Raw genomic sequence first — 24274 nt, 5'->3', positions numbered from 1 at the left:
GGCCCGCGGAATCCGTAGACCGATTCATCGATGGAGGACTTCAGACCCCACCGCCGCACCACGGGAGGTACCGCGCATGACTCCGGAGCACACCCCGTCCATGGGCCAAGCATCCGAGCCGTCCGGCCAGTTCGGCCAGGCCGTGCCCTACCGGATGACAGTCACCACTCCTCGGCCGTACCAGGAGACGGTTGCCCTGGCGGACCAGCAGTTGGCGGCCTGGCTGAAGGAGGAGGGCTGCGAGGAGCCCCCACCGAGGGCGGAAGCGCCCTGGACAGCAGGCCCGCCGCCCCCGGCCACCGAACGCCTTCGCCTGGGCGAACGGATCCTGCTGGACCGCGATTTCGGCCCGCTGCGGGCCGCGTCCGTCAGGACCGGCCGGGCCACCGCAGCCGCCAGGGCCGACCGGGCACCGTCGGCCGTGCTGCCGGCGCAGGCGGGCTCGCCGGGCGGCGGGCCGTCGGAGCCGTCCGATGAACCGCCGGAGGAGAGCCGGGTCATCGGCCACTACACCCGCCGCCGACTCCGGACGCCCGCCCCGCACGGCACGCATCAACTGACCCTCACCATAGCCACCACCACTCCGTTCACCTCTGCCGCCTCTTCCACTCCAGCCACTCAAGCCACCTCGTCCACCACCGCCTCCGGTGCCCCCGGCGCCGGCCCCCAGACCTGGGTCCGGCTGGAGGCCGAGCACCTCGCCTCCGGCCCCGGAGTCCGGACGGTAGGCCGAGTCCCGGTGCCCGAGCTGGCCCGTACGCTGCTTCCACTGCTCGACGCGACGGACGGGCCGGCCGCCGTCGGCCCGACGGCCCGTCTGATCACCCCGAGCGGCGTCGACACGCTGATCGACGAGCTCTGTGATCCGGAGCGCCGCCTGCCGACCATCGTGGCCAGCACTCCCTCCGGTGTTCCGCTCGACGACTGGCTCTCCGGCACGGTCGAGCCGTTGCTGCGCCAGCTGACCGGTCTGGCCGTGCTCTACGTGCTGGACCAGGCGGCACTGCCGCTGTTCAACGTCGCGCTGGAGTACCACAAGGTGTACGGCGGCGCGGTCCGCACCTATCTGCCCGAGGTGGATCCGGCGTCCCGGCTGGACGGCAGCCGCCACCCGGTGCTGGCCCGCCAGCGGATCGAGGAGGACATCCGCCGCGCCGCGGCCCTGCTCGCCCGCGAGCCCCGCCGGGTGGCAGCCGAGCTCCCTCCGGCGCCGTTGCTGCTCGCGGTCCCGCAGCTGCAGATCCCCGCCGAGGTGAAGCGGGCCGCTCGTCCGGAGCCCTCACTGCCGGCCCAGCAGTCCCACCTGGCTGCCCCGTCCCCGCGGTCCCAGCCGGCTGCCCCGCCGCACCCGCTGCGGCAGGCACCGCAGAAGCAGCAGGGGCACCGGCCCGAGCCGCACGCGGACTTGGCCGCAGGCGCCGAGGCCGCCGCTCACCACTGCGCCGAGGAGCTGCAGTTGCAGGTGTTCGGCCGCAGCCTGCACGCCTTCCGGTCGCGGGAGCGCTGGGGCGAGAGCGAGGAGCAGTATGGCGGGTTCCGCCGGACGATGGTGCAGGTGCGGTCGGTGGTGACCGGCGGCAGGCTGTGCACGGTCACCGCCCCGGAGCCGCTCGACCACCTGCCCGGCGCGCGCCCGGCGGTGGATCCGTACCCGGACCCGACACCGGCCACGTTCGGCGAGCTCGTCTGCCGCTTCGGCGAGTTCCCGCTGGTGGAGTTCACCGGCGACCAGAAGGAGGCGCTCGCGCTGGACGGCCGGTCCGACGGGACGGGCTGGGCGCGCCTCGCCTGGGACGGGCTGACGGCCCTCCAGGAGTACGCGGCGGCGGCCGTGCGCGGCGAAGCCCACGGCGACTTCAAGCAGTGGTGCGAGCACACCCCGCCCGGCTGCCACCACTTCCCGCCACGCAAGGCGGTACGCGGGGAGTCGCGTACGGTCGAGAGCCACACCAAGTGGAAGCGCGAGCGGATGCTGCCCGTGCCGGAGTGCGTGGACGTCTCCCGGCGCGCTTTCATGGGCGCGCACCTGCGGATCGGCGGCGGCCGGACGGCTCCGCGCCTGCACTATCTGGACGACTGTTCGGGCAGCGGCCGGATCTATGTCGGCTACATCGGACTCCACCTCACCAACACCCGGACCAACTGAGACCGCGGCGGCGGGTGTCCGGCACATCGGGCGCGACCGGACATGGCACCGGCCGGGTCGGCTGCGGCTGGCCGGATCCGGCCGGGCGCCCGTCCATCCCGGGAGGCCAATACCCCCACCAGAGGCCAACACCCCGACCAACTGAAGAGCTTGGCTGACCTGCGCGCCCGAACGGTGGACAATGCTGCCCAGGGGCCGCCGCCACGCGGCCCCGGCCGGCACCCGCCGACCGACAGGCACCGCCGATGGGCAGGCAGCGCCGACCGGCACCTCCGGTCGACGGGCGAGCGCGGCGGGTCCGAGGGGGCGTGAGCAGGCCCGAGCGCACGAGCATGGGGGAACGACCGCCGATGCAGTACTCACCCGAGAGCCAGCCGGACGGTACTGCCACGGTCCTTCAACCGGGCTTCCTGGCCTCGGTCTTCCGTGATCTGGGAGCAGACGTGCCCGAGCAGGGGGTTCCGCCGGAGGAGTCGGTGGCCGCGCACGGCCGGGCGGCCGCCCTGACCCACCACCGGACGCTCACCGTCCAGGCCGAGCACGAACGCCTCGCCGACCTGCTGCGCCGAGCCGCGCTCCCGGTCTCCGCGATGGACTTCGAGAGCCAGCTGCGCAGTTACGAGCCCCGTCCTTACCAGGCCGGGGAGTTGGCGCCGCCCGACGAGGCCGAGCCCCGCTGGGAGGACTACCTCCCGGCCGAGCCGCCCGCTGCCGACCCCGACGAGGCGCCCTCCCGGCGGCTGCTGGACTCCGGCTACCAGCGTGAACTGGCCCAGGCCCGGCTGCGCCACCAGCGCGATCTGCGCGAGTGGCGCACCCGCCGGGCCGAGGCCGCCGACTCCGGGACGGTGGCCGCCAGGGGGGCGCACGAGCAGGCCGAGCAGGCCCGGGCACGGGCCGTCCGCGAGTACAACGAGACGCTGGAGGAGTGCCGTCGGGCGTACCGGCTGGCCGAACCCGCAGCGGTGGAATCGCTGTTGGAGCGTGCGCTCGCCGCGGCCGAGGGTGCCACCCAGGACCTGCCCGCCCCCTGCCGGGCCGTGTTCCGGCCGCTCACCCGCACCGCCGTGCTGGACCTCGACCTGCCGCCGCTCGACCGGGTGCCCGCCCTGTCCGGCTACCGGCTGACGCCCTCCGGCGAGATCGAACCGGTGCCCCGCCCGCCGGCCGACCGGGCGGCGGACTACCTCCGGCTCGCCGCCCGCCTCGCGCTGCGCGCGCTCCAGGCGGCGGACGCCGTGGACACCGACGAGATACTGGCCGGGGTGGTGCTCAACGGCTGGCTGCGCGAGACGCCCTCGGGTGAGCCGCGCTGCCTGCTGAGTGTGGACGCCGACCGCAACGCCCTGGCCCGCACCCGGCTGTTGCCGGCGGACCCGGCCGACGAGGAGCGGGTGGAGCACGGCTACGGCGACGGCGTCTACGCGGACGCCGAACAGGACGAGGCGCTGGTCCGGTTGCGTGACCTGGCTGCCGCGGTGACCCCCGACCCGTATGCGCTCGCCGCCGTCGAGCCCAGCGCGTCCGCGGGTTCCGCCGTCCCCTCGGCGGCCGAGCTCTCACCGAACGAATTCGCCCACCTGGTACGTGAGTTGCTCACCCGAGGCGGGCTGGCCGGATGGAGCGTACGGCTGCGCGGAGCGGCCGGACTGGTCGCCACCGGCGAGGGTGCGCCGGGCAGCGCACTGCCCGGCCGCTGGGTGGTGTGGGCCTCCCGGGGAGCGGAACCGGTCACCGAGGAGGAGCTCAGGACGCTGGTGGAGGCGGTCCGCGAGGAGGGGGCCGACCGCGGCCTGCGGCTGACCTGCGGCCGGTTCTCCGACGCTGCCCTCGACCTTTCGGGCACTGCGCCGTACCAGCAGATCCACCTGGTGGACGGCGACGGCGTACGGGAGTTGGCGCAGACCCACCTCGGTCTGCCGCTTGCCTAGCCGGGGGCCGAGCACGGGCTTCCGCCGAGCGGCGGGCGGCTTCGGGGTGCCCGCCGCCCGGGGCGGGCCGGTCGCATGCGGGTGTTCACGCCGGGCCCTGCGCCCCTGACGGGCGGGTGGCCGACCACGGTACGCAGTCACCCTGACGGGCTCTCCGACGCGCGCGGGGCGCGCGGACGACGGCAGGCTTGGCGCAGGGTCCGGCGCGACCGGGCCCGGCCGGGCAGGCTTCGCCCGTGGGCAGCGGTCAGCGCAGCCGCCCGGCCATCACGAACGGCAGCCCGACGGGACTCCGCGACGGCCTGCTCTCCACCCGGGGAAAGTGAACGGGATGACCGCCGTACTCGTCGCTGCCGCCGCTTTCCTGATGACCCTGATCGGCGGGTTCGTCGCCCAGCGAACCGGTGACCGGCGGCATCTGGTGCTCGGGTTCGCCGCCGGGCTGATGCTCGGGGTGGTGGCCTTCGACCTGCTCCCCGAGGCCCTGGACGCCGCACCCGAGGATCTCCACGGGGTGCCGCAGGCGCTGCTGATGTTCGCGGCCGGGTTCCTGGCGATCCACGTCGCGGAGCGCGCCGTGGCCATCCACCGCGGGCACGAGGGAGAGTACGCGGCGCACACCCACGGGCACGGCCACGCCCACGGTACGCGCCCCGGCGTCGGTCTCGCGGCGGCCTGCGCGCTGGTCGGGCACAGCCTGATGGACGGGTTCGCGATCGGCGCCGCGTTCCAGGCCGGGACGACGGTGGGCACGGCGGTGGCCATCGCGGTGGTGGCGCACGACTTCGCCGACGGCTTCAACACCTACACGATCACCAGGATGTACGGGAACAACCGGACGCGGGCGCTGACCCTGCTCGGAGCGGACGCGCTGGCACCGGTGACGGGGGCCGCGATCACCCTGCTCTTCACCATCCCGGAGCACACACTCGGCCTCTACCTGGGTTTCTTCGCCGGATTCCTGCTCTACCTGGCGACTTCGGACATCCTTCCGGAGGCGCACAGCCCGCACCCCTCGCGCACCACCCTGATCTGCACACTGGTGGGCGTGGGGTTCATGTGGCTGGTGGTGGGCCTCGCCGACTGACCGCCCCTCTCCCGCCCGCCCGGCCGCAGTCCCTCCCGAAGCCCGAAGCCCGAGTCGCTGCGCTACCGCGCGACCCAGTGGTTGCGGATCGCCTCCAGCGCGGCGGTGATCGCCGGCCGCCGGGAGGTCTGGGTGCGCCAGAGCACGAAGACCCGCCGGCTGGGCTCGGGAACGACCGGCCGGGCGATCACCTCGGGCGGCAGCGGCCCGCGCCCGAGCCGCGGCACCAGGCCGATCCCCAGCCCGGCGGCGATCAGTGCGATCTGCGTCTCGAACTCGCCGACCTGGTAGACCACATCGGGTTCGTCGCCCGCCTCGCGCATGGTCCGCACCAGCCAGTCGTGGCAGATGTTCCCGGACGGCACGCTGATCCAGCGCTGCCCGCGGAGCCGGGCGACCGGGACCACGGCCAGCTCCGCGAGCGGGTGGTCGGCGTGCAGCAGCAGATCGACCGGGTCGATGCCCAGCTCCATCCGGGAGACCCCCTCGTGCACCGGGAGCGGCACCGTCGGCCAGTCCTGGACCAAGGCCAGGTCCACCTCGCCGCGCGCCACCAGATCGGCGGCCGGGTACGGGTCGGCCTCCAGCAGTCGGACGTCCAGCTCGGGGCAGCGCTCGCGGAGCTCGGCCAGGGCGCCCGGGAGCAGGCCGCGCGCCCCGGTCGCGAAGGCGGCGAGCAGCAGCCGCCCGAAGGGCAGGCCGCGCTGTTCCTCCAGCGTCACCTCGGCCTGCTCGACCAGGGTGAGCACGTGTTCGGCGGTGTCGGCCAGCCGCCGGGCGGCGTCGGTGAGGGCCACCCCGCGGCCCTGGCGTTCCAGCAGGGTGGTCCGGGTCTCACGCTCCAGTTTGGAGATCTGCTGGGAGATCGCCGAGGGAGTGAAGCCGAGGGCGGCGGCTGCGCCGCCCACCGAGCCGTGCACCGCGACCGCGTGCAGGGCGCGGAGCCGTCCGAGATCCATCATGTAGCGATGCTAAACCGCGAGGTTCAGAACTCGTCGCTGGTGCTTCACATTGGGTCTCGGTGATGCTCGACGCATGCCAGCTTCCGTCCGCAGTACCCATGCCATGACCCCTGGTCACATCGCCCTGGCCGTCCTGGTCGCCGCCGTCTGGGGCCTCAACTTCGTACTGATCCACGTGGGTCTGCAGGACTTCCCGCCGCTGCTGTTCTGCGCGCTGCGGTTCGCCGTGGTGGCGGTGCCCGCCGTGTTCTTCGTCGGGCGTCCGGGTGTCCGGTGGCGCTGGATCCTGCTGGTCGGCTGCACGCTGGGGGTGGCCAAGTTCGGCCTGCTGTTCCTCGGGATGCACGCCGGGATGCCGGCCGGTCTGTCCTCGCTGGTGCTGCAGAGCCAGGCGATCTTCACGGCGCTGCTCGCCGCCTGGCTGCTGCGTGAGCGCTCCGGCTGGCGGCGGATCGCCGGTCTGGCGGTGGCGTTCGCCGGGATCGTGCTGGCGGCCGTGGACAACGGCCTCGGCGGTCCGGTCGCAGCCTTCGCCCTGGTGATCCTGGCGGCGGTGTTCTGGGGGCTGTCCAACGTGCTGACCCGCAAGGCGGCCCCGCCGGACGCGCTGCGCTGGATGGTCTGGGTGAGCGCCGTCCCGCCGCTGCCGCTACTGGCGCTCTCCCTGCTGGTCGAGGGGCCCGAGGCGGACCTGCGCGCGCTGAGCGGTATCACCCCGGGCGGTCTCGGCGTGATCGCCTACGTCGGTCTCGGCGCCACCCTCTTCGGCTTCGTGGCCTGGAGCTTCCTGCTGCGGACCTACGACGCCACCGCGGTCGCGCCGTACTCGCTGCTGGTGCCGGTGTTCGGGATGTCCTCGTCCTGGCTGCTGCTGGGCGAGCGGGTCACCCTGCCGGCGGCCTGCGCGGCCGCGCTGGTGATCGTGGGCATCGCACTCAGCGCGCTGCGCCCCGGGGCGGCGGGGGCACCGACTCGTACGCTGCTTCGGCGCTCCGCAGCGCCTTCAGCAGTGCGTCCTGGTCGCTCGGGCTGATCGGGGCGAAGTACTCCTGGGCGACCTCGTGGCGGACCTGGTGGATCCGCTCCAGGGCCGCGTGGCCGTCGGCGGTGAGCACCACGCGGACGGCTCGGCGGTCGGCCGGGTCCGGGGTCCGCTCGACCAGGCCGGCCTCCTCCAGGGCGTCCACCACCGTGGTGGCCGAGCGCGGGGCGATGTGCAGGTGGTCGGCGAGCTCGCTCAGCCGCATCGCCTCGCGGCCCTCGCAGCCGGGGGCGTGGGCCAGTACGCGCAGGGCGCGGGCCTGGGCGGGGGTGATGCCGAAGGGTTCGAGCCGGGTCATGGTCCGCCGCCGGATCCGCTTCATCGCCCGGGTCAGCGTGTCGGCCAGCTCCGCTGCGGTGTCGACGGGCGAGGTGGTCATGGCGGGCTCCCGGCTCGGGTGTGCCCCCGCCCGGAGGCTGGGGGAGGTGAGGTCAGGGTATCGGGCCGTCCGGGGGATACGGTCCCGATAACATCTTGAGCCAGACTCAGTATCTGGGCTAGCGTGGGCGCCAGATAAGGGCACCCTCAGCTGCCCTTCGGATCCATCGAACGTTGGAGTGTGCATGTCCCGTTCCGAAGCCCGTGTCGCCACCGACCGCCCGGCGCGCTACGGCAAGCAGCTGGCGGCCCACATGGGGCGCAAGATCGAGGCCGAGTGGTCCGAGGAGGCCGGCCGCGGCCGACTGGTCTTCGGCGCCGGTACCGCTACCCTGGCCGCCGAGTCCGATGCGCTGCTGCTGACCGTCGAGGGCCTGGCGGAGAACCTGCCGGGCCTGGAGGACGTGGTCGGGCGCCACCTGGTGCGCTTCGGCGCCCGCGACGAGCTGGTGGTCGAGTGGCACCGCGACAGCGGTGAAGCCGGCCTGGTCCACCGCAACGAGGGGGAGCAGGTCAGCGGCGGCTGACCGGGCGGTCCAGGCTCCACAGCACAAGTCCGGCCAGGCACCAGCTGGCGGTCACGTCCAGCAGCCAGTGGAAGTCGCTCCACACCAGGCCCGCGCCGACCCCCAGGCAGAGCAGCGCGGTGCCTGCGTACAGCCACCGCCGGGCGGTCGCCGCCAGGGTCCGGCCGAGCAGCAGCGCGCCGGCCCCGTAGGCGATCGCCGAGGTGGCGGTGTGCCCGGACGGGTACCAGCCCCACTGGTCGGAGGTGAGCGGCAGTCCGAGCGGCCCGGGCCGGGCGAACCAGGTCTTCGCCGGTACGACCAGCAGCGGGATCAGGACTGCGGCGAGGACGGCCGTCGGCAGCGGCAGCCACCAGCGCCGTACGCCGCTTCGCCACTCCCGCCAGGCGGCCAGTCCGGCCGCGCCGAGCAGTACCGGGATGGCCGGGACGGAACTGCCGAGGTCGGCGAGGAAGAGGCCGAGGCGGTCGAGGGCGGGGCTGTTCAGCCGGTGGTGCAGGTCGTGCACGGCCTGCCGGACGCCGGTGTCCAGGCCGAGCAGCGGCCCGTCGACGGCCACCTGCCAGGAGACCGCGGCCAGCACCAGCAGAAGTGTCAGGGGCACGACAGCACAGAGAAGCCGCCCCGGAGCAGGGGGGAGAGCTCCGAGGCGGCTGTGGTGATCGCCGTTCCGTGCGCCCCGGGGGGTGTGGGCCGGACGGTCGGTCGATCGGTCTTCTGGGCCGGTCGCCCCAGGGGCGGCGGCAGGTGGTGTCGCGAAGGGTTGCAGCTCGCTGTCCATCTGTCATGACAGTACGTCAAAGCCGGTGCGGGGCCGAGGAGGTCCGTCAGTTTCGCACAGCATCTTCACCAGCCGTGGAGCAACCTCCACGGCATCGCGACCGTCTGCGGTTCAAGGATCATCCGGGGTCGAACGACAGAACGGGCCCGGTCGCAAGGACCGGGTCCGTTCCCTTGAGGAGCCGGCGGAACGCCGACGTTCTCGGTCGGGCGGCCGCGGATCAGGCGCCCGCGAAGGTGCCCTCGATCGAGAAGGCGCCCTCGATGATGTCCAGGCCCTCGGTGAGCAGGTGCTCCGGGATCACCAGCGGCGGCAGGAAGCGCAGCACGTTGCCGTAGGTGCCGGCGGTCAGCACGACCAGGCCCTCGGCGTGGCACGCCTTGGCGATCGCGGCGGTGGCCTCCGGGTTGGCGTCCTTGGTGCCCGGCTTCACCAGCTCGACGGCGATCATCGCGCCGCGGCCGCGGACCTCGCCGATGATGTCGAACTTCTCCTGCATCGCCCGCAGGCGGCCCAGCATGATCTCGCCGATCCGCTGCGCCTTGCCGTTGAGGTCCTGCTCCTTCATGGTCTCGATGGAGCCCAGCGCGGCGGCGCAGGCCACCGGGTTGCCGCCGTAGGTACCGCCCAGGCCACCGGCGTGCGCGGCGTCCATGATCTCGGCGCGGCCGGTCACGGCGGCCAGCGGCAGACCGCCGGCGATGCCCTTGGCGGTGGTGATCAGATCCGGGACGATGCCCTCGTCGTCGCAGGCGAACCACTGGCCGGTGCGGCAGAAGCCGGTCTGGATCTCGTCCGCGACGAAGACGATGCCGTTCGCCTTGGCGAACTCGACGATCTTCGGCAGGAAGCCCTTGGCCGGCTCGATGAAGCCGCCCTCGCCCTGGATCGGCTCGATGATGATCGCGGCGACGTTGTCGGCGCCGATCTGCTTGGTGATGATCTCGATCGCCTGGGCGGCGGCCTCGGCGGCGCAGTTCTCGGTGCCGGTCAGCCAGCGGTAGGGGTACGCGACCGGGACGCGGTAGATCTCCGGCGCGAACGGACCGAAGCCCTGCTTGTACGGCATGTTCTTCGCCGTCAGGCCCATGGTCAGGTTGGTGCGGCCGTGGTAGCCGTGGTCGAAGACCACGACGGCGGTGCGCTTGGTGTACGCGCGGGCGATCTTCACCGCGTTCTCGACGGCCTCGGCGCCGGAGTTGAACAGCGCGGTGCGCTTCTCGTGGTCGCCCGGAGTCAGCTCGTTGAGCTGCTCGGCCACGGCGACGTAGCCCTCGTACGGGGTCACCATGAAACAGGTGTGGGTGAAGGCGGCCAGTTGCTCGCTCGCCTTGGCGACGACCGCCTCGGCGCTGTTGCCGACGTTGGTCACGGCGATGCCGGAGCCGAAGTCGATCAGCGAGTTGCCGTCCACGTCCTCCAGCACACCGCCGTTCGCACGGGCGACGTACACCGGCAGGGTGGTGCCGACACCGGCGGCCACCGCGCCCAGCTTGCGAGCCTGCAGTTCCTGCGACTTCGGGCCGGGGATCGCGGTGACCAGGCGGCGCTCCTGGGGGAGCGGCGTTGCAGCACTCATGCTGTTCTCCAAGTTTCTCAAGGCGCGGTCCTCGCAGGCTAAGGCTGGGCTGGAGGCTCAGGCATGCGCCACTCGGTAGCAGTGCGCCTTCCGACTTGTCCTGAGCGGCCAGCGCGTGTGGATCGACTACCGCGAGGCTCCGCTCCACTACATTGAGCGCGGGCGTGTCGCCGGACGGGCGGCATGGGTATGGCACAGCCGGGCGGGCACAGGGAGCGGGGCCGGGGACATGGGACTGGACGGCACTCAGGGGCAGTGGGTTGCACCGGCGGACCGGGCCTCGGTCGCCCTCCCGCAGCAGCGCAGCCACCCCTTCGACCTGACCGCCTGGGTCGGCGCCCCCCGGCCCGAGGCCGGCATCGGCATCTACCGGTACGGCTACCGCCCGCTGGACCCGAACCGCACCAAGGACGCGGAGGTCCCCGCCGGGCCCCTGCTGCTGCGTGCCGCACTCAATCTGCTGGTCGCCTGGCCCGCCTATCTCTACGGCGTCGACCTCGTCCTCTACCTCGCCGGACTGCTCGGACTGCTGGACGGGATCAGCCAGACCACCGCCCTGATCGCGCTGCTCGCGGTGAACGCCGTGGTACTGGCCGGAGTGATCAAGCTCTTCGGGCGGATGGGCCGCTGGACCGAGGTCTGGCGCCGCTACGCCGTCCCGCTGCTCGCCCGTACCGTCACCCAGGAACAGCCCGACCCGGCCGAGGCCGCGCAGCCCGCAGGGCCAGCCGACCCCTGGCGCCGGCTGCGGCACGGCGGAGCCCCGTACGCCGCCCGGCGGCTGGACGCCGAGGCCGTCGGCGACGTCGACTACGTCCGGATCCACCGCGCCTGGGAGGCCGTCCTCGGCGAACCCGACCTGCTGTCCGCCTTCGCCGAGGAGATCGCCGCCCGCGGCGCCGCCGCCTGCGCACACCCCTCGGAAGCCCGCGACCTGCCCGGTCGCGGCGCCCGGCACGATCTGCTCACCCGTCAGCTGCGGCTCGGCACCACCCAGGACGTGATCAAGAACCCGGTCACCCACCGCAGCGCCGGGCTCGCCCTCGACCCGGCCGTCCTCGGCACCTCGCTGCTCGCCGTCGGCCCGGCCGGTACCGGCAAGACCGCCAGGCTGGCCCGCCCGGTCGCCGAGGCGCTCTGCCTCCAGGCCCTGGCCGGGACGGCCTGCGCGGTGGTGGTCGGCGCCGCCGAGGCCGACCTCGGCCCCGACGAGTGGTACGACGTGGTGATCGCCCCCGGCGACCCGGACTCCGCGTACGGGCTCGACCTGTTCGGCGCCGCCGGTGAGGTGGACGAGGCCGCCGCCCGGTTGGCCGACGCGCTGCTGCCTGACGAGCTCTCCGCCCGCGCCGAGAACGCCAGGACCGCCCTGCAGCAGATCGTCGGCCCCTTCCACGCCGTCTACCGCCGCTACCCCGGCGTGCGCGAGCTGCGGGCGCTGCTCGGCGGCGACCCCGACAGCTTCGTGGCGCTCGGCGTGGCGCTGCGCGAGGCCGGGCTGCTCGCCGGCCACCAGCCCGACCTGCAGCACCGGGTGCGCCAGCACGGCCGCGCCGACGACCCCGGTGTGCTGCTCGCGGACCGGCTGGCGCTGCTCGACCGGCCCGCCTTCGCGGAGTGCTTCGCCGGGCCCGAGCCCGGCAAGCCGGCCTTCGCCATGCGGGCCCTCGACCACCCCCTGCGGGTCCGGGTCAAGCTGCCCGAGCGCAGTCACCCGGAGGCGGCGCGGATGCTCTCCCGGCTGGTGGTGGCGCAGTTCGTCCAGGCCGCCGGGGTGCGGCAGGAGCAGGCGCTGTTCGCGGGCCTGGTGGTGGACGACGCCTCGGCGGCACTCGACGCCCACACCGTGCGCGGCCTCCAGCGGATGCGGAGCGCAAACGCGGGGGCGGTCCTGCTGCTGCGCACCCTGGTCGACCTGCCCGAGGCGCTGCGCGCGCCGCTGTTCGGCGCGGTCGGCTGCCGGATGGCCTTCCCCGGGATCGCGCCCTGGGACGGCAGACTCTTCTCCGAGGCCTGGGGCACCCATCTGGTCCCCGAGACCTCGGTGACCCACACCCCGGACACCTCCGGCGGGCTGCTCCGCCGCTCCGGCCGCCTGGCCCGCAAGACGCTCTCCGGGACCTCCGCCCAGACCGAGAGCGTCACCACCCGCGACGTCGAGCGCCACCGCTGGTCCCCGTCGGACCTCGCGCACGCCCTGCCAACCGGCCACGCGGTGATCTCGCTGACCTCGGTGACGGGCGAGCAGGTCCCGCCGCTGCTGGTGGACCTGCGCGGCTGACCGGGCGCGGCCGACCGGGCGCGGCCGACCCGGGTGCGGCGGTGCGACTGTGCCGGGCGGCAAGGAAACTGACGGACCGACGGTCCGGGGAGGCGATTCGGCCGACGCCCCCGGCTGACTCCGCTGCGGTGGATTCGGCCTTGCGGCTTGTCCGGGGCGTACATAATGGAGGCAGATTCCCCCTCGCCTGATCGCAATGGCGCGAACAGGTCGAAATCACCGAAGGTTGGCATGCCCCCCACACTCGCCTCCGTCGTCCGCACCACCTCGCTCCACCTGACCGTCCTGGCCGGTGCGGACCACCTGGAACGGCCGGTCCGCTGGGTGCACACCAGCGAGCTGGACGACCCCACGCCGTTCCTCGAAGGCGGTGAGCTGCTGCTCACCACCGGCATCAAGCTCGGCAAGGCCGCCTCGCAGCTGCAGGCGTACGTGCACCGGCTGGCCGACGCGGGCGTGGTGGGTCTGGGCCTGGGGGTGGGCCTCTCGCACACCGAGGTGCCGCAGGCGCTGGTGGAGGCGGCGGCGCAGCGCGGCCTGCCGCTGCTGCGGGTCCCGGAGGCGACGCCGTTCATCGCGATCAGCAAGACCGTCTCGGCCGCGCTCGCCGCCGAGCAGTACGAAGCGGTGACCACCAGTTTCGAGGCCCAGGAGGAGCTCACCCGGGCCGCCCTGGGCAAGGACGGCACCACCGCCGTGGTGCGCAGGCTGGCCGCCCGCCTCGGCGGTTGGGCCGCGCTGTACGACGGTTCTGGCGCGCTGTCCGCGGTGGCACCGGACTGGGCGGCCCGCCGGGCCGGCCGGCTGGCGGCCGAGGTGGACCGGCTGCGCCGTAGACCGGCCCCGTCCAGCGCGGCCCTGCAGGGCCGCGCACCGGGGATCGACACCGCCGACGAGGACTACGTGGTGGTCCAGTCGCTGGGCGCGGACCGCCGGGCCAGGGGCTTCCTGGCGGTCGGCACCGAGGACCGGATCACCCCGACCGAGCGGTACGTCCTCAACGCGGCCGTCGCGCTGCTCACCCTGACCCTGGAGCGCTCGCGCGAGCTGCGGCAGGCGGAGGAGCGGATGGGCGCGGCGCTGCTCGGCATGGTGCTGGCGGGCGAGGTCGGCACCGCGCGGCAGGTCGCGGCGGGTCTCTTCGGCGGTCTGCCGGAGGGTACGGCCAGGGTGCTGGTGGCCGGCGCCGCCGCGGGGTCGGAGGCAGCCGAGGCGCTGAGCGAGCTGGGCGACCGGGCCGAGCAGGCCGGCGGCCGGGTCGGCGAGCGGCTGCTGGTCTCCCGCGACGACGGGCCGCACGGTGCCCGGCTGACCGTGCTGGCGCTGGACAACGGCGCGGCGCACCGGGCCTGCCTGGGTGCGATCGAGGAGCACGAGGGCCTGGCACTCGGCGTCTCGGCGCCGACCAGTCTGGAGGAGGCCGGTACGGCCTTCGCCCAGGCGGAGCGGGCGCTGGCGGTGGCGCTGCGCGGTGGCCGCCGTGCGGTGGACCACGAGGAGGTCGGTGCGGGGTCGCTGCTGCCGCTGCTGGGCGAGGAGGCGGTCACGGCCTTCGCGGAGGGCCTGCTGCGGCCGCTGCGCGATCACGACCGGACGGCCCGCGGCGACCTGGTCGCCTCGCTGCGCGCCTGGCTCTCCCGGCACGGCCAGTGGGACGCGGCCGCCGCCGATCTCGGCGTGCACCGGCACACCCTGCGGTACCGGATGCGCCGGGTCGAGGAGCTGCTCGGCCGTTCGCTGGACGACACCGACGTCCGGATGGAGCTCTGGCTGGCCCTGCGGGCGGGCGAGGAGTAGACCCCCGGCGCCCGGTGGACCGTCCCGGGCCTGCGGCGGTCCTCGGCGGACGGCCCGCACCGCCGCATCCGGGGCGCGCGGGACGCCGCCGGCGGGCCGGGCGCGGGTGACCTCGGTCGCATCGCGTTCCGCCCGTTCCGCGCGGTCCCCCGTATTCCAGGGGTGCTTCGCCATCGTGTACTGGCGTTCGGGCCGACCACTACGCCGCGTCCAATCCGGTTTGACCGGCCGGGCCCCTACCGTTGGGGTTCTGGCTCTGGGCTCCATGGCCGTGGAGCGGAGCATGACGAGGAAAGGGCCGGTACGACTGTGACCACCACCCATGAGTTCTGGCTGGCCGGCCGCCGGGCGACCGGCGACGGGGACTTCGAGGTCCGGCATTCGTTCGACGGCAGCCTGGTCGGCAAGGTCAGCGTCCCCACCGACGCGCAGGTCGAGGAGGCGGTCGCCGCCGCCGCTGCCGCCCTGCCGGTCTTCGCCGCGACCCCGGCGCACGTCCGGGCCGCCGCTCTGGACCACGTGTCCAAGCGCCTGGCCGAGCGCACCGAGGAGATCGCCCAGCTGATCACCGCCGAGAACGGCAAGCCGATCAAGTGGGCGCGTGGCGAGGTCGGCCGTGCCGTCTCGGTGTTCCGCTGGGCCGCCGAGGAGGCCCGCCGCACCAACGGCGAGACCATGCGGCTGGACACCGACCCGGGCGGCGTGGGCCGTTTCGCGCTGATCCGCCGCTTCCCGCGCGGTGTGGTGCTGGGCATCGCCCCGTTCAACTTCCCGCTGAACCTGGTCGCCCACAAGGTCGCCCCGGCGATCGCCGTCGGCGCCCCGATCATCCTCAAGCCGGCCCCGGCCACCCCGCTCTCCGCTCTGGTGCTGGGCGAGATCCTGGCCGAGACCGACCTGCCGGCGGGCTCCTGGAGCGTGCTGCCGGTGGCGAACGAGAAGATGCCCGCGCTGGTCCAGGACAAGCGCCTGCCGGTCATCTCGTTCACCGGTTCCGACAAGGTCGGTTACCAGATCATGGACTCGGTGCCGCGCAAGCACGTCACCCTGGAGCTCGGCGGCAACGCGGCCGCGGTCGTCCTCGCAGACTGGTCCTCCGAGGCCGACCTGGACTGGGCGGCCACCCGGATCGCGATGTTCTCCAACTACCAGGGCGGCCAGTCCTGCATCTCGGTGCAGCGCGTGATCGCCGACGCCTCGGTCTACGACGCGCTGGTGGAGAAGGTCGTCGCCAAGGTCCAGGCGCAGGTCACCGGTGACCCGAAGGACGACGCCGTCGACGTCGGCCCGCTGGTGGACGAGAACGCCGCCAAGCGCGTCGAGTCCTGGGTCGAGGACGCCGTCGCCAAGGGCGCCAAGGTCCTCACCGGCGGTACCCGCGAGGGTGCGACCTACGCCCCGACCGTGCTGGCCGAGCTGCCCGAGGACGCGATCCTGGCCCGTGCCGAGGTCTTCGGCCCGGTGCTCTCGCTGCACAAGGTGGACGGCGTGGACGAGGCCTTCGCGGCCGTCAACGACTCCGCGTTCGGTCTCCAGGCGGGCGTCTTCACCCGTGACCTGCAGAACGCCTTCCGGGCCCAGCGCGAGCTGGAGGTCGGCGGCGTGGTCATCGGCGACGCGCCCTCCTTCCGCGCCGACCAGATGCCGTACGGCGGCGTGAAGGACTCCGGCGTCGGCCGTGAGGGCGTCAAGTACGCGATGGACGACTTCACCTACGAGAAGGTCATGGTCCTCACCGGCCTCGACCTCTGAGCCGTACGCCGACAGCCCGTCACCACACCGTGGTGGCGGGCTGTCGGCGTACCCGGGGCCCAGGGCCGACAGGTGGGGGCGAGCACGGGGGCCGAGAGGCCACAATGGAGCGCATGAACTCGCTCGCCCACCCGCAGCTGCACTTCACGCCCGCCCAGCAGGACCCTGACGGTCCCCGGGAGCTGGTGATCCTCGGTTCCACCGGGTCGATCGGCACCCAGGCCATCGACGTGGTGCTGCGCAACCCCGACCGGTTCAGGGTGGTCGCCCTCTCGGCGGCCGGGGGGCGGGTGGAGCTGCTCGCCGAGCAGGCGCTGCGGCTCGGTGTGCACACCGTGGCCGTCGCCCGCCAGGACGCGGTGTCCGCGCTGCGCGAGGCGCTGGCCGCCAAGGCGGCGGGCCGCCCGCTGCCGCAGATCCTGGCCGGGCCCGACGCGGCCACCGAGGTCGCCGCCGTCGAGTGCCACTCGGTGCTGAACGGGATCACCGGGTCGATCGGTCTGCGTCCCACCCTGGCCGCGCTGCGGGCCGGACGGGTGCTGGTGCTGGCCAACAAGGAGTCGCTGATCGTCGGCGGCCCGCTGGTCAAGGCGCTGGCCAAGCCGGGCCAGATCGTGCCGGTGGACTCCGAGCACACCGCGATCTTCCAGGCGCTGGCCGGCGGCAGCCGGGCGGAGGTGCGAAAGCTGGTGGTCACCGCGAGCGGCGGCCCGTTCCGGGGCCGGACCCGCGAGCAGCTCGCCGCCGTCACGCCGAAGGACGCGCTGGCCCACCCGACCTGGGCGATGGGACCGGTGATCACCGTCAACTCGGCCACCCTGGTCAACAAGGGCCTTGAGGTGATCGAGGCGCACCTGCTGTACGACGTCCCGTTCGACCGGATCGAGGTCGTGGTCCATCCGCAGTCCATCGTGCACTCGATGGTGGAGTTCACGGACGGCTCAACGCTGGCCCAGGCCAGCCCGCCGGACATGCGGATGCCGATCTCGCTGGGCCTCGGCTGGCCGGACCGGGTCCCGGACGCCGCCCCGGGGTGCGACTGGACCAAGGCCGCCACTTGGGAGTTCTTCCCGCTCGACAACGAGGCGTTCCCGGCGGTGGAGCTCGCACGCGAGGTGGGTACGCTCGGCGGGACGGCACCGGCCGTCTTCAACGCCGCCAACGAGGAGTGCGTCGAGGCCTTCCTGAACGGCCGCCTCGCCTTCACCGGAATCGTGGACACCGTGGCCAAGGTGGTCGCCGAGCACGGCACCCCCACCGCGGGAACTTCGCTCACGGTCGAGGACGTCCTCCACGCGGAGGACTGGGCCCGCGCCCGGGCCACCGAGCTGGCGGCAGGCTGAACACGACGTACGGCGGGCGGAGCGGCATGACGGAGGACGAGCAGTGACAACAGCGTTGATGTGGGTGCTAGGCATTCTGCTCTTCCTGGTCGGGTTGCTCTTCTCGATCGCCTGGCACGAGCTGGGCCACCTCTCCACGGCCAAGCTCTTCCGGATCCGGGTGCCGCAGTACATGGTCGGCTTCGGGCGGACCGTCTGGTCGCGCCGCAAGGGCGAGACCGAGTACGGCATCAAGGCGATCCCGCTCGGCGGGTACATCCGGATGATCGGGATGTTCCCGCCGGGAGCGGACGGGCGGATAACCCAGCGCAGCAGCTCGCCGTGGCGCTCGATGATCGAGGACGCCCGGGAGGCCTCCTACGAGGAGCTCCAGCCCGGTGACGAGGACCGGCTGTTCTACACCCGCAAGCCCTGGCAGCGGGTGATCGTGATGTTCGCCGGTCCGTTCATGAACCTGATCCTCTCGTTCGTGCTGTACCTCGGCCTGTTCATGGGCCTCGGCTCGCAGATGCCGGTCCCGACCATCGGCACCGTCAGCGAGTGCGTGGTGCCGACCGGGTCGGCCACCGACACCTGCCCGAAGGACGCCCCGAAGTCCCCGGCCAACGCGGCCGGGCTCAGGCCGGGCGACACCGTGCTCGCCTTCAACGGCGACCGGATCAGCACCTACAAGCAGCTCCAGGCCGACATCCGCAAGTCCCCCGGCCGGACCGTGACCATCCTGGTCGAGCGCAAGGGCGAGCAGGTCCCGCTGACCGCCGCGATCACCAGCAACACCGTCAATCCGGTCGACGCGGACGGCAACGCGGTCAAGGGCGCCCCCGTCCAGGCCGGCTTCCTCGGCTTCTCGCCGGCCATCGGCGTGGTGCACCTGAGCCTGGGCCAGAGCATCGACCAGATGACCACCATGGCCAGGCACGGCATCTCCTCGCTGGTCGAGCTGCCCGGCAAGATCCCCGGCCTGTGGCACGCCATCGTCGGCCACGACCCGCGCCCGGTGGACTCCCCGATGGGCATGGTCGGCGCCGCCCGGCTCGGCGGCGACGTCTTCGCGATGGACCTCCCGGCCACCCAGCAGCTCTCCTTCATGCTCCAGCTGCTCGCCGGGATCAACCTCTCGCTCTTCCTGTTCAACATGCTGCCGCTGCTCCCGCTGGACGGCGGCCACATCGCCGGGGCGCTGTGGGAGTCGCTGCGCCGCCGGGTCGCCGGAGTGTTCCGCCGTCCCGACCCGGGCCCGTTCGACGTGGCCAAGCTGATGCCGGTCGCGTACGTGGTCGCGGGTATCTTCATCTGCTTCACGGCACTGGTGGCGGTGGCCGACCTCGTCAACCCCGTCAAGCTCAACTAGCCCCGCCCGACCGGGCAGATGTGCCCGGGGCAGGGGCCGTGGCGTACCGTGGGTGGCCGGGTGTGTGCTTGTCCGCACACCCGGCCCGGCCACATGCACGGTCGGCCGACCACACCTCCACCCCTTGGGAACCCTGCGCACATGACCGCGATCTCGCTCGGTATTCCGTCCCTGCCGCTCAAGCCGCTCGCCAAGCGCCGGTACTCCCGGCAGATCATGGTGGGCAACGTGCCGGTCGGTGGCGACGCCCCGGTCTCGGTGCAGTCGATGACCACCACCGTCACCTCCGACATCAACGCGACGCTGCAGCAGATCGCGCAGCTCACCGCCTCGGGCTGCCAGATCGTCCGCGTCGCGGTGCCCTCGCAGGACGACGCCGACGCGCTGCCGATCATCGCCAAGAAGTCGCAGATCCCGGTGATCGCCGACATCCACTTCCAGCCGAAGTACGTCTTCGCGGCGATCGACGCCGGCTGCGCCGCGGTGCGGGTCAACCCGGGCAACATCAAGGCCTTCGACGACAAGGTCGGCGAGATCGCCAAGGCCGCCAAGGACGCCGGGATCCCGATCCGGATCGGCGTCAACGCCGGTTCGCTGGACAAGCGCCTGATGGAGAAGTACGGCCGGGCCACCCCCGAGGCGCTGGTCGAGTCCGCGCTCTGGGAGTGCTCGCTCTTCGAGGAGCACGACTTCCGGGACATCAAGATCTCGGTCAAGCACAACGACCCGGTCGTGATGATCAACGCCTACCGCCAGCTCGCCGCCGCCTGCGACTACCCGCTGCACCTCGGTGTGACCGAGGCCGGACCGGCCTTCCAGGGCACCATCAAGTCGGCCGTCGCCTTCGGCGCGCTGCTGGCCGAGGGCATCGGCGACACCATCCGGGTCTCGCTCTCCGCGCCGCCGGCCGAGGAGATCAAGGTCGGCAACCAGATCCTGGAGTCGCTGGGTCTGCGTGAGCGCGGCCTGGAGATCGTCTCCTGCCCGTCCTGCGGCCGCGCCCAGGTGGACGTCTACAAGCTGGCCGAGGAGGTCACCGCCGGGCTCGAGGGCATGGAGGTGCCGCTGCGCGTCGCCGTCATGGGCTGCGTCGTCAACGGCCCCGGTGAGGCCCGCGAGGCCGACCTCGGGGTCGCCTCCGGCAACGGCAAGGGCCAGATCTTCGTGAAGGGCGAGGTCATCAAGACCGTCCCCGAGTCGAAGATCGTCGAGACGCTGATCGAGGAGGCCCTGAAGCTGGCCGAGCAGATGCAGCAGGACGGCGTCGCGGCCGGCAGCCCCACCGTGGTCGCCGGCGAGTGACCTCGGCGTGCCGATGCGGGGTCGTCCGTCCACGGACGGCCCCGCGGCATGCTTCCGGGGGCCGGCGGAGTAGGGTGCCCGGAGTCCGACGTCCCGGGCGGTGCACGCTCGCTCGTGGCGACGGGATCGGCCGGACCGGGCTGGGCGAGTTCGATTGGTGAGGTGGCTGTGCTCGATCGTGGTGTGATGCTTCCCGGGCCCTTCCAGGTTGCCCGCGCCCTTGCCGCCACCCGGATCCTGGACACCGCGGATCTCGACGCCGCCCTGGAGATCCTGCACCGCGACCCGGTCGCCAACGCCTTCGTCGCCACCCGGGTCGAGGCCGTCGGGCTCGACCCCTGGCGGCTCGGCGGTGAGATGTGGGGCTGGTTCGACCAGGACGGCCGGCTCAGGTCGCTCTGCTACGCCGGGGCCAACCTGGTCCTGGTCAACGCGGGGCCCGACGCGGTCCGCGCCTTCGCCGAACGGGCCCGCCGGCAGGGCCGCCGCTGCTCCTCGATCGTCGGCCCCGCCGAACCCACCGCCGCCCTCTGGGCGTTGCTGGAGCGCAGCTGGGGAACGCCGCGCGAGGTCCGCGCCCACCAGCCGCTGCTCGCCACCACCGAGCCCGCCGCCGAGGTGGTGCCCGACCCGCTGGTCCGCCGGGTCGGGAAGCACGAGATCGAGGCGCTGATGCCCGCCTGCGTGGCGATGTTCACCGAGGAGGTCGGCATCTCACCGCTGGCCGGCGACGGCGGCCTGCTCTACCAGGCCCGGGTCGCCGAACTGGTCGCCTCGGGGCGGTCGTTCGCCCGCTTCTCGGAGGACGGCGAGGTGGTCTTCAAGGCCGAGGTCGGTGCCGTCACGGCCGGTGCCTGCCAGATCCAGGGCGTCTGGGTGGCGCCCGAACACCGCGGGAAGCGGCTCTCCGAGTCGGGCATGGCAGCCGTCCTGGGCGTCGCGCTGCGCGAGGTCGCACCCGTGGTCTCGCTGTACGTCAACGACTACAACGTCCGGGCCAGGGCGGCCTACCACCGGGTCGGCTTCCGCGAGGTCGGCGCCTTCATGAGCGTCCTGTTCTGACCGGACGACCTGTCCTGAGCAGGCCACCGTGTGCGGCTTGTAGTAGTAACGTCCCGGTCATGGAGCAGTTGACCGAGGTGATGATCGAGGCCATCGACCTGGCGGCCTGGGCGCCGTACGCACTGGACGTACAGGCGGTCGCCTTCGGGCTGCGGCCCGAGGAGGTGGCGGTCCGGCTGCAGATCGTCGCACGGCACGCCCAGCAGCCCGGGGTGATCGCCCTGGGCGCGCTCAGCGGAGGTCGGCTGGTCGGCTTCGGCTACGGCATGCCCAACCTGCGCGAGCACTGGTGGAGCACGGTGATCGAGCCCTACCTGGCCGCGCGCGGGCACGAGCACTGGCTGGACGGCGTGTTCGCCGTGACCGAGCTGCACGTCCTGCCCGAGTTCCAGGGCTGCGGCATCGGCAGCTCACTGATCCGCACCCTGTGCGAACGCTCCGGACTGCCGCGCAGCATCCTCTCGGCGATCGACGCGGAGACCCCCGCCCGGCGGCTCTACCGCTCGCTCGGCTACCAGGACCTGGCCCGGCAGGTGCTCTTCCCGAACACCGTCCGCCCGTACGCGGTGATGGGCGCACCGCTGCCGCTGCTGACGCGGGATCAGAGCCAGGCGGCGAACTCCAGATAGAGCTCCGCGCTCGCACTGTCGCCGGACTCCAGGCTGCGCAGCCCGGCCGCGACGGTGCGGAACAGGGTCCAGCCACGCAGCCGTTCGTGCTCCACCTCGACCGCGTCGGCGAGCTGGTGCAGGCGGCGGCGGGCCGCGCCGCGCGGGCCCGGGGCGCCGGCCAGGGTGTCCATCCGGTCCTGGGCCAGCCAGGCGAGGTCGAAGGCGCGTTCGCCCACCAGCGGCTCGGGGTTGACCGCCAGCCAGGGAGCCCGGTCGGCGGCCAGTACGTTGCCGTGGTGGAAGTCGCCGTGCAGCAGCACGCGTTCGGGCTCGTCGGCGAGCAGCCCGGCGGCCGTCTCCAGCGCCTCGTCGACCAGCGGCCGGGTCTCGGCGGCCTCGGGCAGCTCCCGGCGACGGCGCAGTTCGACCGCACGCTCCCCGACCCGGTCGGCGACCGAGGCGAACGGGTGCCCTTCGGCCGGCGCCACCCACAGCCGCTGGAGCAGACCCGCGGCCTCCAGCATCGCCTTCGCCTCGGCGAGCGAGCGGAGCGGGATGTCGCCGTGCAGCCGCTCCAGCAGCAGCACCCCGGCGGCCGGGTCGGCGTCCAGCAGCAGCACGGCGCTGCGCCCGGCCCAGTGCCGCAGCGCCGCGTGCTCGTACGCCGTGGCCGGGGTGACGGGCTGGGCCTTGAGGACGGCGAGCGAGTCGTCGGGGCGGCGCACGTAGGCGATCAGGCTGAACTGTCCGCCGGGCTCGCCGATCCGCTCCAGGGTGAGGTCCCAGCGGGCGAGGTGCTCGCGGAGGATCTCCGGGAGGGCGGCCAGCCAGGCCGTGCCCGCTGCCCCGGCGGTGGCCCGGACGGTCGCCGCCAGGCGCTCTGGGACGGTGAACTGCCCTGGTACTGGCGACATGCTGGGCCTCTCGCTCCGGTACTTCCCCCTGGGACACTGCCCGCCCATTGTCGGCCATCGGAGCGAAACCGCTGGTCAGGCGCACAGATGGGCCGACTGTCGGGATGTCGGCCGGGCGGCTGCGCGCGCCGGTACGGCTCCGCGGGCTACCCGCTTGCGCTTGCGCTCGGGTCGGCGCCGGGCTCGGGCAGGCCGGGGAGCGCGGAGAGGTCGGCGCCCCAGTGGGTGGCGCTCAGGGCGGTCTCGCGCAGGCTGGTCGCGGCGGTGCCGCGCAGCGCTCCCGTGGTGGCGGCGACGAGGTTGGCGTACACGCCGGTGAGCTGGGTCTCGATGTGGGCGGCGAGCTGTCCTGCGGTGGCGGCGTTGGTGACCTGGAAGGGCAGCCGGTAGCCGGGTGCGGCGGCGGTGGGGGTCGCGCCGCCGGAGCCGAGCAGCCGCTGCCAGTCGTCACGCCGGGCCTGGTGGGCGGCGTACGAGGCGTAGCCGTCCTGGCGCTGCGCCCCGGCGGGGAGCCAGGCGCCGACCACGCCGTAGCCGTAGACGGCGGCGTGTTCGGCGGCCAGGGCGCCTTGCAGCCCGGCGGTGGCGGTGCTCGGCAGCGGCGCCGGGCTGCCGGCGGCCGACGGGGTGGCCGAGGCGGACGGGGCAAGCGAGGCGGCCGAGGCGGACGGTGCGGTGCCGTCCGAGGGCGCCGGGGCGGGGACGGGGACGGTGATCCGGCCGGTGTCGCCGAGCGCGGCCGCGTGCAGGGCGTCCGAGGCCGAGACCGAGGCCAGCAGCTTGGCGAGGGCGGGTGAGGCGGCGTCCAGGTCGGCGAGCCTGGCACCGGCGGCCTGCCGCTCGGCGGCGGCGAGCGCGGCCACCGAGTTCACCGCGGGGCCGGTCGATCGGCTACCGGGCGGGCCGCCCGCGCTCGGCGGGTTCGGCGGGGTGCTCGCGCCGGGGGAGGGGAGGCCGGTGGCGAGGGCGACGCGGTGGACGACCAGGTCGGCCCGGAAGGTCCGCAGCCGGTCCGCCTGTGCGGCGCCGGATCCGGCCAGGACGGCGTCGTAGTCGGCGAGCAGGGTGTCGGTGGTGGCCACCGCGCGGGCCCGCAGCGGCAGGTCGGGGTCGGGCCGGTCCGCGCGGGTGCCGCCGTCGCTGCCGCCACCACCCGTGCAACCGGAGAGGACCAGGGCGCCGGTGAGTGCGCCGAGGCCCAGGAGGGTCCGCCGGGTGGGGGACAGCATCGTCGCGCTCCCGCAAGGTCAGGGGATGGGGGCATGGGAGACGGCGCGCCCCCCGCTGCTGTGAATCATTACAGAGTCACCACGGCCGCCAGCCGTGGTCGTGGCCGCCACGTCAATGTGATGTTCCTCGCAGCCCGGCCGGGCGATGGCCCGGCAACAGGGTGCAGCCGGGGGGTCGTGCCGCTCGGCGGAATCGGCG

Annotated in this window: 19 protein-coding genes; 13 read left to right on the top strand and 6 right to left on the bottom strand. The window is 73.5% G+C overall.

The features are described 5' to 3' along the window. Window positions 1–100: 100 nt before the first annotated feature. From UK12_RS14615 to UK12_RS14605, 3 genes are all read left to right on the top strand, one after another. Window positions 101–2146 carry a hypothetical protein gene (locus UK12_RS14615; protein ID WP_045303373.1) on the top strand — a complete coding sequence of 682 codons (2046 nt, stop codon included), beginning with the start codon at window positions 101–103 and terminating at the stop codon, window positions 2144–2146. Window positions 2147–2496: 350 nt separating this feature from the next. Continuing rightward, window positions 2497–4077, top strand: coding sequence for a restriction endonuclease (locus UK12_RS14610; RefSeq protein ID WP_045303372.1), 1581 nt, complete (start codon window positions 2497–2499; stop codon window positions 4075–4077). Window positions 4078–4408: 331 nt separating this feature from the next. After that, a complete protein-coding gene (locus UK12_RS14605) occupies window positions 4409–5164 on the top strand; it encodes a ZIP family metal transporter (RefSeq protein ID WP_045303371.1) in 756 nt (251 codons plus the stop codon). Window positions 5165–5226: 62 nt separating this feature from the next. Here UK12_RS14605 and UK12_RS14600 read toward each other — a convergent pair whose 3' ends face one another. Beyond that, entirely contained in the window at window positions 5227–6126 is a 900-nt protein-coding gene (locus UK12_RS14600) for a LysR family transcriptional regulator (protein ID WP_045303370.1), read from the bottom strand. A 73-nt stretch (window positions 6127–6199) separates the two neighbouring features. Between UK12_RS14600 and UK12_RS14595 the strand changes: the two genes are divergently transcribed. After that, entirely contained in the window at window positions 6200–7159 is a 960-nt protein-coding gene (locus UK12_RS14595; RefSeq protein WP_231591211.1) for an EamA family transporter, read from the top strand. Here UK12_RS14595 and UK12_RS14590 read toward each other — a convergent pair. After that, window positions 7062–7547 (bottom strand): MarR family winged helix-turn-helix transcriptional regulator, encoded by a 486-nt coding sequence (locus UK12_RS14590; RefSeq protein WP_045303368.1) that lies wholly within the window; start codon window positions 7545–7547, stop codon window positions 7062–7064. The two genes, UK12_RS14595 and UK12_RS14590, sit on opposite strands and share 98 nt — an antisense overlap. Before the next feature lie 184 nt (window positions 7548–7731). Between UK12_RS14590 and UK12_RS14585 the strand changes: the two genes are divergently transcribed. Then, entirely contained in the window at window positions 7732–8073 is a 342-nt protein-coding gene (locus UK12_RS14585; RefSeq protein ID WP_045303367.1) for a DUF2218 domain-containing protein, read from the top strand. On the opposite strand, the gene UK12_RS14580 is transcribed toward UK12_RS14585, so the two are convergent. Together UK12_RS14580 and gabT are read right to left on the bottom strand one after the other, a co-directional pair. Continuing rightward, a complete protein-coding gene (locus UK12_RS14580; RefSeq protein ID WP_045303366.1) occupies window positions 8060–8677 on the bottom strand; it encodes a phosphatase PAP2 family protein in 618 nt (205 codons plus the stop codon). The two genes, UK12_RS14585 and UK12_RS14580, sit on opposite strands and share 14 nt — an antisense overlap. A 397-nt stretch (window positions 8678–9074) precedes the next feature. After that, entirely contained in the window at window positions 9075–10433 is a 1359-nt protein-coding gene (gene gabT, locus UK12_RS14575; RefSeq protein WP_045303365.1) for a 4-aminobutyrate--2-oxoglutarate transaminase, read from the bottom strand. Window positions 10434–10662: 229 nt separating this feature from the next. Here gabT and UK12_RS14570 point away from each other — a divergent pair, with 229 nt between their 5' ends. The 8 genes from UK12_RS14570 to UK12_RS14535 all read left to right on the top strand — a co-directional run bounded on the left by UK12_RS14570 (window position 10663) and on the right by UK12_RS14535 (window position 21950). After that, on the top strand, window positions 10663–12714 hold the full coding sequence (locus UK12_RS14570) for a hypothetical protein (protein WP_052681885.1): 2052 nt from the start codon (window positions 10663–10665) through the stop codon (window positions 12712–12714). A 231-nt stretch (window positions 12715–12945) separates the two neighbouring features. Further along, complete coding sequence (locus UK12_RS14565) at window positions 12946–14511, top strand: PucR family transcriptional regulator (RefSeq protein WP_045303364.1); 1566 nt, start codon at window positions 12946–12948, stop codon at window positions 14509–14511. Between the two features lie 309 nt (window positions 14512–14820). Then, window positions 14821–16263, top strand: coding sequence for an aldehyde dehydrogenase family protein (locus tag UK12_RS14560; RefSeq protein ID WP_045303363.1), 1443 nt, complete (start codon window positions 14821–14823; stop codon window positions 16261–16263). Window positions 16264–16376: 113 nt separating this feature from the next. Next, window positions 16377–17606 (top strand): 1-deoxy-D-xylulose-5-phosphate reductoisomerase, encoded by a 1230-nt coding sequence (gene dxr / locus UK12_RS14555; protein ID WP_052681884.1) that lies wholly within the window; start codon window positions 16377–16379, stop codon window positions 17604–17606. 43 nt (window positions 17607–17649) lie between these two features. Next, window positions 17650–18957 carry a M50 family metallopeptidase gene (locus tag UK12_RS14550; RefSeq protein ID WP_231591210.1) on the top strand — a complete coding sequence of 436 codons (1308 nt, stop codon included), beginning with the start codon at window positions 17650–17652 and terminating at the stop codon, window positions 18955–18957. 141 nt (window positions 18958–19098) lie between these two features. Further along, window positions 19099–20259: a flavodoxin-dependent (E)-4-hydroxy-3-methylbut-2-enyl-diphosphate synthase gene (gene ispG, locus UK12_RS14545; RefSeq protein ID WP_045303360.1), complete on the top strand. Its 1161-nt coding sequence runs from the start codon at window positions 19099–19101 to the stop codon at window positions 20257–20259. A 186-nt stretch (window positions 20260–20445) separates the two neighbouring features. After that, on the top strand, window positions 20446–21321 hold the full coding sequence (locus tag UK12_RS14540; RefSeq protein ID WP_045303359.1) for a GNAT family N-acetyltransferase: 876 nt from the start codon (window positions 20446–20448) through the stop codon (window positions 21319–21321). 59 nt (window positions 21322–21380) lie between these two features. Further along, the gene (locus tag UK12_RS14535) at window positions 21381–21950 is read left to right on the top strand and encodes a GNAT family N-acetyltransferase (protein WP_045303358.1); all 570 of its coding nucleotides are present in this window, start codon (window positions 21381–21383) and stop codon (window positions 21948–21950) included. Here the strand turns inward: UK12_RS14535 and UK12_RS14530 are convergent. Then, a complete protein-coding gene (locus tag UK12_RS14530; protein ID WP_045303357.1) occupies window positions 21923–22846 on the bottom strand; it encodes an aminoglycoside phosphotransferase family protein in 924 nt (307 codons plus the stop codon). The two genes, UK12_RS14535 and UK12_RS14530, sit on opposite strands and share 28 nt — an antisense overlap. A gap of 146 nt (window positions 22847–22992) precedes the next feature. After that, the gene (locus tag UK12_RS41255; RefSeq protein WP_082119613.1) at window positions 22993–24075 is read right to left on the bottom strand and encodes a ferritin-like domain-containing protein; all 1083 of its coding nucleotides are present in this window, start codon (window positions 24073–24075) and stop codon (window positions 22993–22995) included. Window positions 24076–24274: the final 199 nt, after the last annotated feature.

It is taken from the genome of Saccharothrix sp. ST-888 (assembly GCF_000955975.1).
In the GTDB taxonomy this organism is placed as follows: Bacteria; Actinomycetota; Actinomycetes; order Streptomycetales; family Streptomycetaceae; genus Kitasatospora.
Note: the sequence above shows the minus strand (reverse complement) of the source record. Positions and strands in the feature narration are given on the sequence as shown.